Here is a 15051-nt window from a genome sequence, read left to right on the forward strand (position 1 = left end):
TAAATACTTATTTATTGCCTAATTGATCTAAAATACGATCAATACGTTTTGTATTTGATGGATGCGATGTTTTTGTTTTTGAATGAATCGGCATTTTTTTTAACATAGTTACAAGCCCGATTGGGTTAATATTACTGCTCATTAATAATTCCAAGGCATAATGATCGGCTTCAAACTCATATTGTTGAGCAATATCTTCTTTAACAAGAACTATTACCTCTTTATTGGTTATCCCAACATAAGGGGCTAGTTTAAATGATTTTATAGCATGCTTAAGAGCAATATGAGCTTGTTCATGAGCTAAAACTGCCTGTAATTCATTATCGTTTAATAATTTTATTAATCCACTGTTTATGCGAATACAACCATTAGCTGTTGCCCATGCATTAGGATCAGTATTTAAATAAACTTTGTAATTTACTTCAATATCATTAATCTTTTTAGGCAACGTTTGAGTTAGTTTTTCAAGTTTTTGGGTAAGCCAACTACTTTCATTAGCAATAACAGATCGTTTATCTGAGTCAGCACACGCTTGTGCTCCAATAGCCTCGATGTCTTGTTCAGATAAATGTTTAATTTTGTCTGATGTAATAATTAGCGCAACTTCATTATTGAAGTTTTGACAACCAACTAATAAACTAATTGAAAAACATGATATTAAAAATAAATTAATATGCTTCAAATGTCTTAAATCCTTTCAAATATTGTTTATTGATGCCTAGCACGATAAACTAACACCGAAAATTAATGATACGGTGACGTATTATAACAATAATTCGCGCCAAACTGTTTATTTGGTCGCAAGAGGTTAACAAAAAAATGAAATTTGAACTAGACAATACCGATGGGCTTGCTCGTCGAGGACGTATGAAATTCGATCGTCGTGGAGTTGAATATACCGTTGAAACACCAGCATTTATGCCTGTTGGTACTTATGGCACGGTAAAAGGTATGACCCCTGAAGAGGTTACTGCAACTGGAGCTCAAATATTACTAGGCAACACATTCCATTTATGGTTAAGGCCTGGACAAGAAATCATGCGAAAACATGGTGATTTACATGATTTTATGCAGTGGCATGGCCCAATTTTGACCGATTCGGGAGGGTTTCAAGTCTTTAGTTTAGGTGATATCCGCAAAATCAAAGAGGAAGGTGTCTATTTCCGTAATCCGATTAATGGTGATTCGATTTTCTTATCACCTGAGGTTTCAATGGAAATTCAATATGATCTTGGTTCTGATATTGTGATGATTTTTGATGAATGCGCCCCGTTTCCTGCTGATTGGGATTATGTCAAAAAATCAATGGAAATGTCTTTACGTTGGGCTAAACGTAGCCGAAAGCGTTTTGATGAATTAGGCAACAAAAATGCACTCTTTGGTATTGTGCAAGGCGGAATACATCAAGAATTACGTGATATCTCAATTAAAGGATTGACCGAAATAGGCTTTGATGGCTATGCTGTTGGTGGATTAGCTGTTGGAGAGCCTAAAGCTGATATGCATCGCATTTTGGAGGGTACTTGCCCACAATTACCAGCCGATAAACCTCGTTACCTAATGGGCGTGGGTAAACCTGAAGATTTAGTTGAAGGTGTACGTCGAGGTATTGATATGTTTGACTGTGTGATGCCAACCCGTAATGCACGTAATGGTCACTTATTTGTCACAAATGGTGTAATTAAAATTCGTAATGCAAAATATAAAGACGACACTACTCCGCTTGATCCTCATTGTGATTGTTATACTTGCAAAAATTATACTAAATCATATCTTCATCATTTAGATAAGTGTGGTGAGATTTTAGGTGCACGACTAAATACCATCCACAATTTACGTTATTATCAACGTTTAATGGCTGAAATTCGTGAAGCTGTTGCGAATAAACGTTACGAAAATTTTGTCATTGAATTTTATCAACGAATTGGTAAAACACCAGCACCTTTATCGAAATAAAGACATAGCAGATATAAATTTTTATCGTAGGTATTGACACTTTTTAGGAAGCGCAGTATTATGCGCTTCCAACGGCGAGTAGCGCAGCTTGGTAGCGCAACTGGTTTGGGACCAGTGGGTCGGAGGTTCGAATCCTCTCTCGCCGACCATTTTTTCCTTTCAAAACCCTTTTTTAACATCATTAATACCTTAAAAAATAACATAATTACATTATTTAATAAAAATAAAAAATTAAAGCTAACTTATTATAAAATAAGTTATTTTTTATATTTTAGCAGAAGTGAAATTACTAAAAAATGTAATTTGAAAGAAAAAGAGTATTTATTAAATAAGTTTAAAATTGAAAAAGAAGAAGAAGAAGATATACAACATATACAAAATAAAAAGGTAAAACTCCCAACAATTTTATAAAAAGAGGGAATCCCCTCTTTTTATTATTACTTATAAACCAATTATTTTCTCTCTTGAATTAAAGAGACCGCAATCGTCATAAATTTCTTTATCTTTTGAGTGACATGAACTTTTTGTTTTTTCTGCATTTTTTTTCATTTGCTCATCTGTATCACCTGAAATTTTATAATATACTTTGTTAGTGTTAAAGTTAAATAGATAATTAAAATCATTATCAAGAATATTTTGATCATATGATGATTTTTTACCAACAATTTTCACTTTTACTTTTAAATCACCAACAAAGTATGAATCACAAGTTAAATTAATTGAATCGTCAGATAATATTACTTTATTTATTTCTTCTTTTGAAACTGAGCAATTTTTCAATTCACGATCAATTATAAAAGATGGTTCTTGATTTTTACGAATTGAATAAGTATGATACTGATAGAATTTGTTATTTTTAAAATCATAAAGCATAGCCCATTCTTTTTGATCTTTTATTGCTTCTTTAGCAAATTTTACAAACTCATCATCACCACAACCAACCAACATCATGCTTAAAACACTAATACAAAAAAAACTAATTATTTTTTTCATTATTTAACCCCTTTCTTTTTTACTTAGCATTAATTAATTTGTAAGTAATGCCGTTTTTACAAACTTTTGTTGTGTATTTACCATCAGTATTTAAATTTATAGCAAGTGTTACAGTATCAAGATTACAATTTTTACTAATCTCATTCATTATTTTCATATAACCAACTCCAGTTAAATCTGGAGCTTGAGAATCAAAACCACTTGCTGTTGCTTTACCTGTTTTTAAATCATAAATAATTGTGTTTTTATCACCACATCCCACCAAAACAAAACCTAAAACACTAACACACACAAAACTAATTATTTTTTTCATTATTTTATTCCTTGTAATTAACACAAATAAGCCTCATTATTTAAATAGTTATTTATTTACCAGATAAGTTTTCTAAAATTTTTAAAATTCTTAATGTAAACATGCTTGGAAGCCAACCAAAAATAAAGCTAGTAAAGAAAAAGTAAATAATCAAAATCCCAAACCCTTGTAAACCGCCTAAATTATGAAACATATCGTAAAGTGCCATAAAAACTTTAATAGGATTATCTAGTCCCAAAAATTTATCAAAAATAATTAAAGTAAACCCAATCCAATAAAGCAAAGCTATACCATCTCTAACTAAAGGATTCGTTGTAATATAATAATCTCCGTCAAGATCAGAATAATAACCGTTCAAAATTCTACCAAGCATCATTTTCTCCTTATCTATAAAAATTTATTAAAAGTAAAGTAAAGGTTAAGTTAAAAAGATTGACTATTGTATTATGATCGGTTTCGCAGATCAATAAAATATATTATAATAGGTTTTATCTATCACAATTAACCTTACTGATCGTTATAATCTTTCAAAAATTTTTAAAAAGTAACAAGTTAAGTTAATTGCGTGTTTAATTTATATATTTTAATTAATCAATGGGATGGGCGAATGATATATAATGTTTTTCAATAATAAGGATAACGTGGATAATTACATTAGTTAGTTTTCTTATTTTTTCCATTTACAAAAAAAGCATATTAACATCGGCAGGTACGTTCATTTTTGATTTTGTTATTAATTTTATTTTAATTAGCGTTGTGGTATTTCTTTCTAAAAAGATTAAAAATAATTTAAAAAAGAACAAGCCAAATACTAGAGCTAATGCAACAACTTAAAATGGATGAACAAAAACTAAGAAGAATGGTAGCTAGCTGGCTAACAGCATAAAAATGCAGGAGGATTTAGGTAAATTAACGGGTTTTATGAATAAACAGGTAATTGAAACTGCATTAAATGAATAATTGACTGAGCATCCGTCACCTTTAACTTTAAAATACACAAAATTTAGGAAGAGGGCGTTTATAGCTTATGTTTTAAATTAACACTAAAAATAAGAATAAGGTTTAGGTATACGGCGTTTTTTCGGCGTTTTCTTTTTATATGCTTTGGGCTTCCATTGAGAATAATCCGTGACATAAAGTTCATTAAGTTTTAAATCATAGGGGATGTCTTTTATATTGTCAGCGATTTCATCGTAAGGTGAAGGTAGTGTGAAAGATAGACCATAATCATCATCAACAATCAGCATGCCAAGTAAGATAGCTCGAAACTTAGTTAGATAGCACAACTCTTCCATGGTAATGCCAGCATATAACTCGTTTTGATATTTATTTATATATTTGCCTTGGTAATTTTGGTTACATCCTATTCCAATAATGTCTCCGTCAAAAGTGGTAGTGATTGTCAATGTGCCATCGTTTAACGAATAGAAGCACCATCTATTTTGCTCACCAGGTGGAGAATACAATTCACATTCTTGACATTTAACATCAAACCGTTGGTACATTTCATCCAAATAAGTGAGAATGTTATCACCAATTTGAATGTTTCCTATTGATTTATAGCTAATAATGTTAGCATTCAATGCGATCATGACTTACCACCCTGACGTTTGCCCATCGTCGTCTAATATTTTAATCTCAGTCTGACTTCTTATCCATGTAAATAACTGCGCTAAATCTTTTTCGATCCTAGGCGGATGAGCACTTATTTCAATAAAAATTTGAGTATCTTCCAAAAATAGTCTGACATCGAACAATCTACTCTTACTATTATCCCAATATGGTGAGCCAGATAAACAGTATGCGTTATTTTTAGCAATATAAGTGGGTAATGATAAAATTTTATTGGCAATATCACAGGCATTTTGCTGATACCATGTGTGATTTATAAACACTAATCTAAACTCGGCTGACATTGAGTGGTGTTATCCCTATCATAATAAGTTTTATTACTAAAACGTATGGCTAAGTATTTGATATCCATTATTCAATAACTAAATAGTTAATCACCAGTAACACGTAATTGTTTAATATTTTTTTGTTTGAGCGTGATGATGATCCGTTGCAGTTCAGGAGTAAAATTTTCAATTTGTGACATAATTTGCGTTAAATCAGTTATCAATATTGCCAAATTGCTAGCATTAAACACAACATTAACGGTGTAATAGTCACGAATTCTTTTTAATTGTTTAAGACTTTTCCAGCAGGTTGATGTACTAAATATTTTTCCATGAAGATCTTCGCTCATGGTAAATATTTCTGATTGCTGATTGTCAAAGTTGATAATAAAATCTAGCGCCATAAATTTAAATACCTATTAGGTAATGAATAGTAAGATATTATCTTACATATTTACAAGATTACTGGATTAATATCTTTGTTTTTACCATAATTATCAGACAGATTAGAGGCTGTTAGATAAAAAAGGTTTATTCAGTTTTTTAGCTAATTTTTCTACACATTCTCTAGCTGCGATTTTGTAATTGATTGCATTTTCATAGGATTCATTTTTATCAACATATTCTTCAAATGTTTTAAGTGCACCTAAAAAACGAGCGGCAACAATAGTAAATTCATTATTGATCCAACAAGCGAAAATTGTTGAAGCAAACCCTTCAAGATTTTTATAATAAACAATATTTTCGATTTTTTCGATATCTAAAATCAGTACATGATTTACCTGTAAACTTTCTGGTAATCGTTTAATCTCTGTCTCATCAATGTATAAAGTTCCGTTTACGGATAAATTTTCGGGCAAGGTGTTAATTTTTTGATTTTGTAAACTTAGATAACCTCCAACTGATAAATTTTCTGATAATTTATTGATTTGCGTGTGAAATAAATCTAAATTACCACCTATAGTAAGATTACGTGGCAATGTTTGAATCTCAGTATATTCAAGTTCTAAACTTCCAGAAACAGAAAGGCCTTCAGGCAGGTTTGTTAATTTAGTGCCACTTAATGCTAAATTACCATTAATAGAGAACTTTTCTGGTAAACTTGTGATATTTGTATAGCTTAAATCTAATCCCCCACCAATTGATAAATATGTTGATAATACTTCAATTTGAGTATCGTATAAATTTAAATTTCCCTTAACTGTGATATGTTCAGGTAATGCTTTTATCTTAGTATATTGCAAAATTAAGTTACCAAGTACGGTTAAGTTATCAGGTAACGATTCTATTTTTGATGAGTCTAAATCTAAATTTCCTCCACAAAAAAAAGTGTTAGGTAATGTTTTAATATCGCTGTAAGCTAAATATAAATTACCACCAACTGATAGATTATCAGGCAATGTCTGGATATGGGTATAATTTAAATTTAGATTGCCACCAATCGTTAAATTTTGAGGTAATTCTTCTATATGTGAATGAGCTAAATTTAGATGCCCACTAATTGATAAATTATTAGGAAGTGTCTTAATATTTGTATGATATAAGTCCACATTACCATTAATGGTTATTTTATTGTTTTTAACAAAATAATTTATTCCCTTTTTTTTAAGTAATATGAAAAATTTTTCCACCACTTATTTCCTTTTTTGTCAATGCGTTAATGGATTGTTGTGTACATAACTTGGCTTTTTTCTATACAGAATAGTTTTAATGATTAGTAATGTTTTAGTGCTATTGCTGTTGTCCTGCTTCAAAATGGTAGTGTTCCATTGAGGCACAGGTAAAAGATTCAATAAAGGCAGGTTTTGTATGCCACGTTTGTTTGGCAGTAAACAAATCATTAGCAATGGCCCAATCATACACCCCAGTATTCACAGGATAACGGGTTAACACACCAGATAATTGATGTTTTTCAATCCAAGTTTTAGCTTCAGTTAACGAGGTGAATATACCAGCAGGAAAGTTTGCTCCTTCACCATTAAATACCCATATTTCTTTCATTTTTGCTATCCTATTTAATCAATTCTGGTTGCAACATGGTATTATGCTATAAAATTAATATGTGATTTAAAACATGACAGTAGTTTAAGAGCAATGTTGTCGAAAATAGATAATTCAAAATTATTAAGATTATCTTGATATTCCATTACTTTATCCACACCATAATTTGAATAGACAAGGCAAGTTATATGTATCATATCGTTTGTGATGCGAATATTAACAATATCATTATCAAATAGTTCCATACTGTTAATTGATAATTTGAAACGCAGATAAATTTGTTGTTTCAAGATATTAACATGTACATAACTAGCCATATCAGTTAATTTAAACTGCCTAGCAATATTCGATTGTAATAAAATACCTAATTGATTGAGTTTATCAGATAAGTTTGATATCAAGTCAACTGTTTTTTTATTGTTATAAATCATCATACTGTAAAAAAGCATCGTTTTTAAAATAAAAGACAAAAGAGCTAAATAAATCCTCTAATGTTGGATTATCTAATTCATTGTTAGCCACGCTAATAATATCTTCAATTTCGGCTTTTTCTAGCGTTGGTATCCAACCTTCTTCTATAGCTTGTTTAGGCAGGTTTGAATCATCATCATCTAAAATATCTTCATCCTCAAGACTAAAAACTCCTTGGGTATCAAGTGTCCAAGATGAGTGATCAGCGGGAAGATAAAAAAAACTGTATGGCATGTCTTCTATGTTAGAAAGCATATCTCGTATAGTAATAAAATTCATCATTTTCAAAAAAAATTAAAAGGTTAAGATACTTTCAATATTCAGACATCAGTATAATGGCATATTAAATGATTGTCAGTATATTTCAATAAGCAATGTATTCATTTAATCACCATCGGCAATAATCACTTCGTCTTCACTCACAGCTTGCTTAAGTAGCATAATTAGTTTTTGGATTTCGCTGTCGTTATGTTTTTGTAACAAGTTGATTAATATTTTTTGATGATCGGGATAGATTCTGTTTCGACCATAGACATCAATCATGATGCCTGTTTTCCGCTTTAAATCGATAAAAGCTTGCTCAAGTAATTGCACTTTTTTATCACTTAACACAAGAGATGGCTTACTGTCTTTTTGATCTGATAAGTAGGAAAAATCTAGCATCTTTTATATTCCTTGATATTGGTAATGCGTTGATTATTCTTGGTTACATAAATTAAGAATATATTGAGGTGTCTTTTTTCGATAACGTATGCTCTGTTTTAAACCGATGGAGCCTTGCCTTACACATTTTAGCAGATCCTCATCACTAATAATAAAATCACTATCTTCCAGAAAAATATCAATCACTGCTTCGGCAAATGAATCTGGAATATGATTTAAGACAAAGTTAAAAATACGATTTTTTGCGTCGTTGTGTTGTAATATTGATTCAATGATGATCGATGCATTTTGCTGCCAATTTTCGGCAAACCGTAGAAAATCTTGCTCATTGAACGTATCTTGCAGAATGATTTTAGCTACCATTTCGCCTCTTTAGTAATATTGTAAGGTAAATATAATTGTTATTTAAAGATAAATCCTAACTCGCAACAACGATCATCGCTATATTGATTACCAATATTCAAAAAATATATAGATAATTTATTATAAACAATTTTTCATCTTAACAACTATCTAGTATTTCAATACAAAGATTTTAGTTAAGTGATATTTTATTCTTTTTAATCAAAAAATAGCGTTTGGAAGAAATTGGACGGGAAATGTAAGGTAGATATCTAAGTGCAAACGGAAAGGTTTTTATAGGTTTGTTAAAAAGTTCGAGTAACCAACCATCAGAATCCTTAAACGACATAAATTCAAAACTTATCGTATTATCGGATAAAATTTTAATATCATCAATACCATTCCCAGCAAACCAAGAAGAGTAGCCACCACCAATTCTAGCTCGATCGACAAATTTATTCCTTTTTAAATCAAGTAAATAAATAGATAAAATCTCTTCCCAAGCGTCACCATTTTGTGACAAAAAAAGTAAGATATAATCATCATTATAACTAAAAGCCGCTTCTAAATAGCCCCCTTTCAGTTTTTCATTACAGCAAACACCATCAACTTCAACAAGTGAATAGATTTCGCCAGGTTTCCTGAGAGGTAATCGCTTTACTACAACATTGGATATCATTTTTATCATACTTAATCTAAAAAATGTTATTTAAAATATCAATAGAAAGCCTATCAACACTAAACTTAATAAAATCACCACTTAAGTAAGCAAAATCATAAAATAAATCATCTTGAAAAACAAGATTCGATAGTATTAATCTATTTTCAAATAGATAACCATTAATATGATGAACAAAAGTATCAGCTTGTTGCATAATAGAAAAATGCTTATCTCCAGATCGTTCAGGCTTTATCTTGTCAATAAAACACAAATTAAGTTCTAATAGATAAATATTGCCCTGATTTAGCGCACAAGCGGAAGAATTGATAAAACAGCAAAGTTGATATTGACCAAAATCAAAAGTAGCCTGTTCCTCAATATATGGATCTATAGCAACTAGCTTTGCGTAATATTTCATTGTTTTTTCCATGTTTGATTGTGACTAGTGAGTGATCGCATAATTAGGGGATATAATAACAGAACATCCAGATGCATAAGATCACTAAAATTCAGTTGTATTATCCTATAATTATCTTGGTTTGTGATTGTATGATATTGATTGCATTATTTCGTGAAATGAATGATTTGATATAAAAAATGAATTTAATAACCTTAATACTTTTCCCAAATCAAAATATTATCTTTGATCCTTTTGCTGGCCCCAATTGATCTATATCAATACCAATAGAGCCTAAATAATCTATCATTTGTTGATACAAATTGAATTCATGAATTTCATCAATAATCGTTTCATGTTCGTCGAAAAAATCCACACCATCGACTAGTTTTATAACTTCGTAAAGAACCCTATACTTTTTATTTTTAAAATTTATAGCAATAGTAGTAAATTGTGAAGCATTATTGGGAAGATCATCAATAATTGTTGTTTGTAATGTTCGCCCTAATCGAATATATTCATCTTTAGTATATTTCATATAACCATAACCTTTTTATTCAATATGATTTTAGAGCCTAATAGGTTTGTCATGCACTAAAGCATAAAAACAAATCATTTACTCAGTCTGATACGTTTTATACAATGCTATTTCAGCCGATATACATTGGCTAAATTTGCAATTTAAATTTTTTATTACGTCACCTTCTGTATAACAATAGACCATAGGATCATCATGTCTATCCATAAAGAATAGACTTGAATAACCTTGATGTAATAAAAAAGCAAAGAAATTAGTGGGAATAGAAATATTGTTCTCGACCAGTAAAACTAAAGAGCCTTGGTTTATATCATCAATTTCATGAAATAATATAGCTGTACCAAGTTTAAAATCACCTGCATTAATGCCTAGTTTTGACAAAAAAATTTTATAATATACAGGAAGCCGACCATATTGGTGTTCAAGTTGAGCCAATTGTTGGTCATTACAGCCTTTGGTAACAAAACCTTTGGAAGTCAATATAGCAATTAATTGATTGAGTTGATGATTAAACTCCCATTTATTCAATGTGATTTTACCTTTATTTTTCTAGTTGGTAGATGTTTTTAGCTTGTAATTGTATTTTAAGACAGTAATTAAAGTACTTCAACAGTTGCCACTTGTTTAGGTCCCTCATAAATAATTATTTTAAACCCTTTATTGAGTAAGTAACTGGGCGCATTTTTCATTAAAAAATGGGCTTCACCAAAACCTATTCTTTCATGAGTATTAATGTCCTCATTATTTTTAACATTTATTACCAATGACCAACTTGTCATATCACCCTGCTTATCTTTAAGCGGTTCAGTGATCGGATAGTATTTTGTATTTATAGGAAGCGTTTTTTTTCCACCTTGTTGTATGGATCGCCAATAAATTTTGACATTAACTGTCGAATGTAGCATTTTTAGATTCCTATTTAGTCATTTGTTATTCTGTTATTTTTTAATGTGTTTACCAATTTATTTAATAGCCTTCTTAATAATAAATTATCAAATTTTATTTAGCCATAAAGATTGTTTTTTGTTTAAAAAATCAGATTTTACATACTTTCATTGTGATAGGAAAATTTATATAGAAAATTACACTTGCTTCAATTTTAAGCTGGTAGGTGAATACCTTCTTATAAATACATCACTGTATTGCTCAATCAATTCTTTTGTGACGATATTATTTTTATAATCTGTTAAGTAACTTTTGTTTAATTTGCTATAACCATTTTTATCCAATGTATCCGTCTGCCAATTGCAAACAGGGCATATTTCAAAAATAGCATCTTCAGCATTTTCGAACACCACAAATTGGCAACAAGCACAAGCTACCCCTGATATTCCACTATCTGGGTGATCTATAATCTTTATTTTATTACCGGTAATTTGCTCTATTTTTGTTTTGAGATAACGATTTTTTAATAACGGTGAGGGTTTATAATTATCAAAAATATCATTATTAAATATTGCTTGTTTAGCATGCTCGCAAGATTGCTGGTTTATTATGCCATTTTCAAACAAATATGTTGTTCTAGCTTGTAAGCTTAAACTAAATAACGCATGATAACTTAAAAAATTGATGACCTCATTACGCAAAAAAGATATACACATAATGTTGCTATGCCTCTATTAAGCTCATAGTTAAATGAACGCTATAATGCTAATTATCTATTTAGCAAAAATATAATTATCACAAACGGTTATTTTTTGAAATAAATGTAAAGCGCAATTGAAGCAATAACCCAAACCCATATAAGAATATCTAGCTGGCGATCTTTCTTATATTTTTTGTCAAGAGATTGTAATACCTCATCCAAAAATAAAATAAAACAGTTAAATGATTCAAATTGCAGTGTTAATTTTTGCTCTACGACTGACCAGTAGTAAACACAACCATTATCTTGAGGCCTTAATGAAAGCAGGTAACAATTCAAGTATAGATCAGAAGCAAAAGGGAGCATATCTTGTAGCTGCGGGAAATCTCGTTTAAACTGCGCATAAATATTTTCTATTGTAAGGCCATATTTTATGCTAAAAAAATTAATCAAAAACTTGTCATCAACATAATTACTCATTTTACTATCAAGTTGTATAAAAGTTCCTCCGTTAAATTGGCGGTAAAAGTTGATAAAATCATCGGGAATTTTATTCCCAACGAATTGACTAAATTCGTTGAGTTCTTCATCAGTTAATTGTTGTTGTGTTTCTTCGAGTTTCAATACCATCTGTTTTTTCTTTTCACCCAAACCATATTAACTAAAAAGCATGACTTATTATTTTTTTGTTTAATAGCTTCATTATGGACTTTTTATTATTTGAGTTATAAATTGATTTCGTCGATAGTTTGCATTACTCGTGCTGTAATTAGAGGCTTAAGTATTGTATTCATGGTTTCAATTTTTCCTAAGTTGGTATCATTCTGATCATCTAAATAACCTTGCTCTCGTAGTGATGCGACTAATGTTGAAAATACACCTTTGTCGAAGAATTCTGGAGCATTAATACCATGCAAAACAGATAACCGTTCAGCAATGAGACGCGCCTCTTTTTCTAGTTTTGCACGGCTAATAGTTGGATCTTTTTGCAATAAAGAAAACGCAATAGCATAACGTTGTAAAGTATCTTTAGAAGATGAAGCAATTAATTGTAATCCCGAAATTTTTAAAGAATTTACTGTCAATTTATCTGTCGAGTCGCTAATTAAATTCAATTTGGCATAAGTTGCTATGATTTGTTGTACATATACAGTTAGCTGTTCATCATTATGATAAAGGAATAGTTCTGATTTTATTAAAGGGAAAAATCGTCTTACTTGTTCTAATATTTCGCCAGATGATATTTGGTTATATTTGAGCACAATTCTAGCTACGATTGCAGGAATAATCAGTAAATGCTGAATATTATTTCGGTAATAGGTCATTAATACTGCTTGTTCAGTTGTAAGTCCAACCATTTCACCAACTTCATCGGTAGTAATAATGAATTTACCCATTTGTTTGGCGTGTTCAAATAATTCTTCAGGTGTTTGATCTGGAATAGTTATCAAATCTGAATAAGGAATATTTTTTAATAATTTTAAAAAATAATCGATATGTTCCAGTAACCTTACTTTGGTTAGTGCGCGTTGGTCTGCGGCCAATAATATTGAACAGCATAAGTTCATCGCATTAATTGCAGCTGAAGAGTTAATATGCCCCATAATTTGTTTAGCAAGTAAATTGGTTGTTGGTGTTAACCAACTAGGGCGCTGTGTACCAGTTGGTTCTATTTCATTTCGCCAATCAGGAACTTGTTGGTTTAAAAATTGATTCAAAGGTATAGGTTGGCCAAAATTAACATAGCCAAACCCTAATTTTTTTAATTTGAAAAATGCTTTAATTGTGCGTCCTAAACTCTCTTTTTCTTTTTTTGCACCACGGAGTTCATTGGCATAAGTTGCAACTTCTAAAACATGTTCATAACCAATATAAACAGGAACAACAGTAATTGGGCGTGCATCACCACGCAATAATGTTTGGATTGTCATCATCAACATGCCTGTTTTAGGATCGAGTAACCGGCCTGTGCGTGAGCGTCCACCTTCAATAAAATACTCAACAGAATAACCACGGATAAATAGTTCAGCCAAATATTCACGAAAAACGGCAGTATAGAGCTTATTTCCTCTAAATGAGCGGCGAATAAAAAATGCACCTAATCGCCTAAAAATAGGACCTGCTGGCCAAAAGTTTAAATTAATGCCAGCAGCAATATGAGGAGGAACTAAACCTTGTCGATAAAGCACATAGGATAATAAAAGGTAATCCATATGACTACGATGACAAGGAGCATACACAATTTCGTGTCCGTTTTGCGCAAGCTCACGAACTGGATCTGCGTTTGTCACTTTAAGACCTTGATAGAGCCTATTCCATGCCCAAGTGAGAACAAAATCAGTTATTCTTAACATACGATAAGAAAAATTTGCGGCAATTTCGTTTAGCATTGCTAAAGCATTTTTTTTCGCTTTATCAATATCAATATTTTTGCTTTTAGCCTCTTCTTGTATTGCTTCTGACAGTCCAGGATTATTTAATAATTTATTAAGCATTTCTTGGCGAATGGGCAGTTTGGGGCCGACAGAAGCTATCCTTTGCTTTGCAAAATGAATACGCGCAACGCGAGCCAATTTATGTGCTAACACTGAAAGATCTTGTTTATCGACATGAATATCTTTAAACGAAACAGTACGAGAAAAGCGTGTATAACAGTCTCTGCCTGATGTCATTATTTTTAATAATTTACTAGGTGCACCAAGTACTTGCAGTGAAAGTTTTTTTTCTCCTTCTTTATCAGGGCGGCGACCAAACATGACCGAAATAGGTAGCATCTGAATATCAAGATCATGATTTTGTTGATGTGCAGAAATATAATCCCTTAAAATTTCAATCGCTTTATTTTTTTGTTGATTGGATGCAAAAATACCAGGTCCTTTATCAATATAGATATAAGCTGGAATAACTTTACCATTAATATCTATGCCAACTAATGGATCAGGTAAACTATATTGCAAACAAAGAGATCGAACCACCATCAAATCAATTTGAGAGTTATAAGGAAGTACGTATAAAATTGGCTTGTTGGTATCGAGGTCTAATTCTGTTATTGGATCGGTAGGAATTGGTTTGCTTTTAACAAAAAGCTTCACCAAAATTTGGATTAGAAAAAAATAAACTTTAGTCCACCAAGAAAACATAAAAAAATAAACCTCATACGTTTTTATTAATTATCCATTTAACTAACTTAGATTCTGCACTTTCTAACTAAACTGAGAAATGAATGTTTAAAT

The 15051-nt window shown here is 30.8% G+C and carries 22 protein-coding genes and 1 tRNA gene; 2 read left to right on the forward strand and 21 right to left on the reverse strand.

What is annotated here, in order from left to right; genetic code table 11:
- Positions 1 to 7 precede the first annotated feature (7 nt).
- On the reverse strand, positions 8 to 682 hold the full coding sequence (locus tag ACGH6Q_RS08315) for a M48 family metalloprotease (protein WP_174798918.1): 675 nt from the start codon (positions 680 to 682) through the stop codon (positions 8 to 10).
- Between the two features lie 137 nt (positions 683 to 819).
- Between ACGH6Q_RS08315 and tgt the strand changes: the two genes are divergently transcribed.
- Both tgt and ACGH6Q_RS08325 read left to right on the forward strand, forming a co-directional pair.
- A complete protein-coding gene (tgt, locus tag ACGH6Q_RS08320; RefSeq protein WP_065589872.1) occupies positions 820 to 1956 on the forward strand; it encodes a tRNA guanosine(34) transglycosylase Tgt in 1137 nt (378 codons plus the stop codon).
- A gap of 72 nt (positions 1957 to 2028) precedes the next feature.
- A tRNA-Pro gene (locus tag ACGH6Q_RS08325) sits at positions 2029 to 2105 on the forward strand.
- A 292-nt stretch (positions 2106 to 2397) separates the two neighbouring features.
- Here ACGH6Q_RS08325 and ACGH6Q_RS08330 read toward each other — a convergent pair.
- The 20 genes from ACGH6Q_RS08330 to plsB form a co-directional block, all read right to left on the reverse strand.
- Positions 2398 to 2949: a hypothetical protein gene (locus ACGH6Q_RS08330; protein ID WP_065589873.1), complete on the reverse strand. Its 552-nt coding sequence runs from the start codon at positions 2947 to 2949 to the stop codon at positions 2398 to 2400.
- Positions 2950 to 2968: 19 nt separating this feature from the next.
- Complete coding sequence (locus tag ACGH6Q_RS08335; RefSeq protein WP_065589874.1) at positions 2969 to 3262, reverse strand: hypothetical protein; 294 nt, start codon at positions 3260 to 3262, stop codon at positions 2969 to 2971.
- Between the two features lie 52 nt (positions 3263 to 3314).
- Positions 3315 to 3638, reverse strand: a complete 324-nt coding sequence (locus ACGH6Q_RS08340) for a hypothetical protein (RefSeq protein ID WP_143421966.1) — start codon at positions 3636 to 3638, stop codon at positions 3315 to 3317.
- A gap of 667 nt (positions 3639 to 4305) precedes the next feature.
- On the reverse strand, positions 4306 to 4854 hold the full coding sequence (locus ACGH6Q_RS08345; protein ID WP_065589876.1) for a hypothetical protein: 549 nt from the start codon (positions 4852 to 4854) through the stop codon (positions 4306 to 4308).
- Between the two features lie 3 nt (positions 4855 to 4857).
- Entirely contained in the window at positions 4858 to 5178 is a 321-nt protein-coding gene (locus tag ACGH6Q_RS08350; protein WP_296302157.1) for a hypothetical protein, read from the reverse strand.
- 86 nt (positions 5179 to 5264) lie between these two features.
- Entirely contained in the window at positions 5265 to 5564 is a 300-nt protein-coding gene (locus ACGH6Q_RS08355) for a hypothetical protein (RefSeq protein ID WP_065575016.1), read from the reverse strand.
- Between the two features lie 102 nt (positions 5565 to 5666).
- A complete protein-coding gene (locus ACGH6Q_RS08360) occupies positions 5667 to 6794 on the reverse strand; it encodes a hypothetical protein (protein ID WP_411592589.1) in 1128 nt (375 codons plus the stop codon).
- Positions 6795 to 6891: 97 nt separating this feature from the next.
- On the reverse strand, positions 6892 to 7161 hold the full coding sequence (locus tag ACGH6Q_RS08365) for a hypothetical protein (protein WP_085165008.1): 270 nt from the start codon (positions 7159 to 7161) through the stop codon (positions 6892 to 6894).
- A gap of 41 nt (positions 7162 to 7202) precedes the next feature.
- Positions 7203 to 7595 carry a hypothetical protein gene (locus ACGH6Q_RS08370; protein ID WP_141672707.1) on the reverse strand — a complete coding sequence of 131 codons (393 nt, stop codon included), beginning with the start codon at positions 7593 to 7595 and terminating at the stop codon, positions 7203 to 7205.
- Positions 7582 to 7914, reverse strand: a complete 333-nt coding sequence (locus ACGH6Q_RS08375) for a hypothetical protein (RefSeq protein WP_296300422.1) — start codon at positions 7912 to 7914, stop codon at positions 7582 to 7584. Before ACGH6Q_RS08375 ends, ACGH6Q_RS08370 begins: the two co-directional genes overlap by 14 nt.
- Positions 7915 to 8016: 102 nt before the next feature.
- Positions 8017 to 8295: a hypothetical protein gene (locus ACGH6Q_RS08380; protein ID WP_065575069.1), complete on the reverse strand. Its 279-nt coding sequence runs from the start codon at positions 8293 to 8295 to the stop codon at positions 8017 to 8019.
- Positions 8296 to 8328: 33 nt separating this feature from the next.
- The gene (locus tag ACGH6Q_RS08385; RefSeq protein WP_085165003.1) at positions 8329 to 8658 is read right to left on the reverse strand and encodes a hypothetical protein; all 330 of its coding nucleotides are present in this window, start codon (positions 8656 to 8658) and stop codon (positions 8329 to 8331) included.
- A gap of 172 nt (positions 8659 to 8830) precedes the next feature.
- Entirely contained in the window at positions 8831 to 9325 is a 495-nt protein-coding gene (locus ACGH6Q_RS08390) for a hypothetical protein (protein ID WP_411578608.1), read from the reverse strand.
- A 7-nt stretch (positions 9326 to 9332) separates the two neighbouring features.
- Entirely contained in the window at positions 9333 to 9716 is a 384-nt protein-coding gene (locus tag ACGH6Q_RS08395; protein ID WP_411592590.1) for a hypothetical protein, read from the reverse strand.
- Positions 9717 to 9927: 211 nt separating this feature from the next.
- On the reverse strand, positions 9928 to 10233 hold the full coding sequence (locus ACGH6Q_RS08400) for a hypothetical protein (protein WP_034913541.1): 306 nt from the start codon (positions 10231 to 10233) through the stop codon (positions 9928 to 9930).
- Between the two features lie 78 nt (positions 10234 to 10311).
- Positions 10312 to 10761, reverse strand: coding sequence for a hypothetical protein (locus tag ACGH6Q_RS08405; protein WP_085164995.1), 450 nt, complete (start codon positions 10759 to 10761; stop codon positions 10312 to 10314).
- A gap of 68 nt (positions 10762 to 10829) precedes the next feature.
- Positions 10830 to 11138 (reverse strand): hypothetical protein, encoded by a 309-nt coding sequence (locus tag ACGH6Q_RS08410; protein ID WP_208610458.1) that lies wholly within the window; start codon positions 11136 to 11138, stop codon positions 10830 to 10832.
- Between the two features lie 177 nt (positions 11139 to 11315).
- Positions 11316 to 11744 carry a CPCC family cysteine-rich protein gene (locus tag ACGH6Q_RS08415; protein WP_411592591.1) on the reverse strand — a complete coding sequence of 143 codons (429 nt, stop codon included), beginning with the start codon at positions 11742 to 11744 and terminating at the stop codon, positions 11316 to 11318.
- A gap of 179 nt (positions 11745 to 11923) precedes the next feature.
- Positions 11924 to 12448: an SMI1/KNR4 family protein gene (locus ACGH6Q_RS08420; protein WP_411592592.1), complete on the reverse strand. Its 525-nt coding sequence runs from the start codon at positions 12446 to 12448 to the stop codon at positions 11924 to 11926.
- A 95-nt stretch (positions 12449 to 12543) separates the two neighbouring features.
- Positions 12544 to 14958 carry a glycerol-3-phosphate 1-O-acyltransferase PlsB gene (plsB, locus tag ACGH6Q_RS08425; RefSeq protein WP_411592593.1) on the reverse strand — a complete coding sequence of 805 codons (2415 nt, stop codon included), beginning with the start codon at positions 14956 to 14958 and terminating at the stop codon, positions 12544 to 12546.
- Between the last annotated feature and the right edge of the window lie 93 nt (positions 14959 to 15051).

It is taken from the genome of Gilliamella sp. BG2 (assembly GCF_046635645.1).
GTDB lineage: Bacteria > Pseudomonadota > Gammaproteobacteria > Enterobacterales > Orbaceae > Gilliamella > Gilliamella bombi.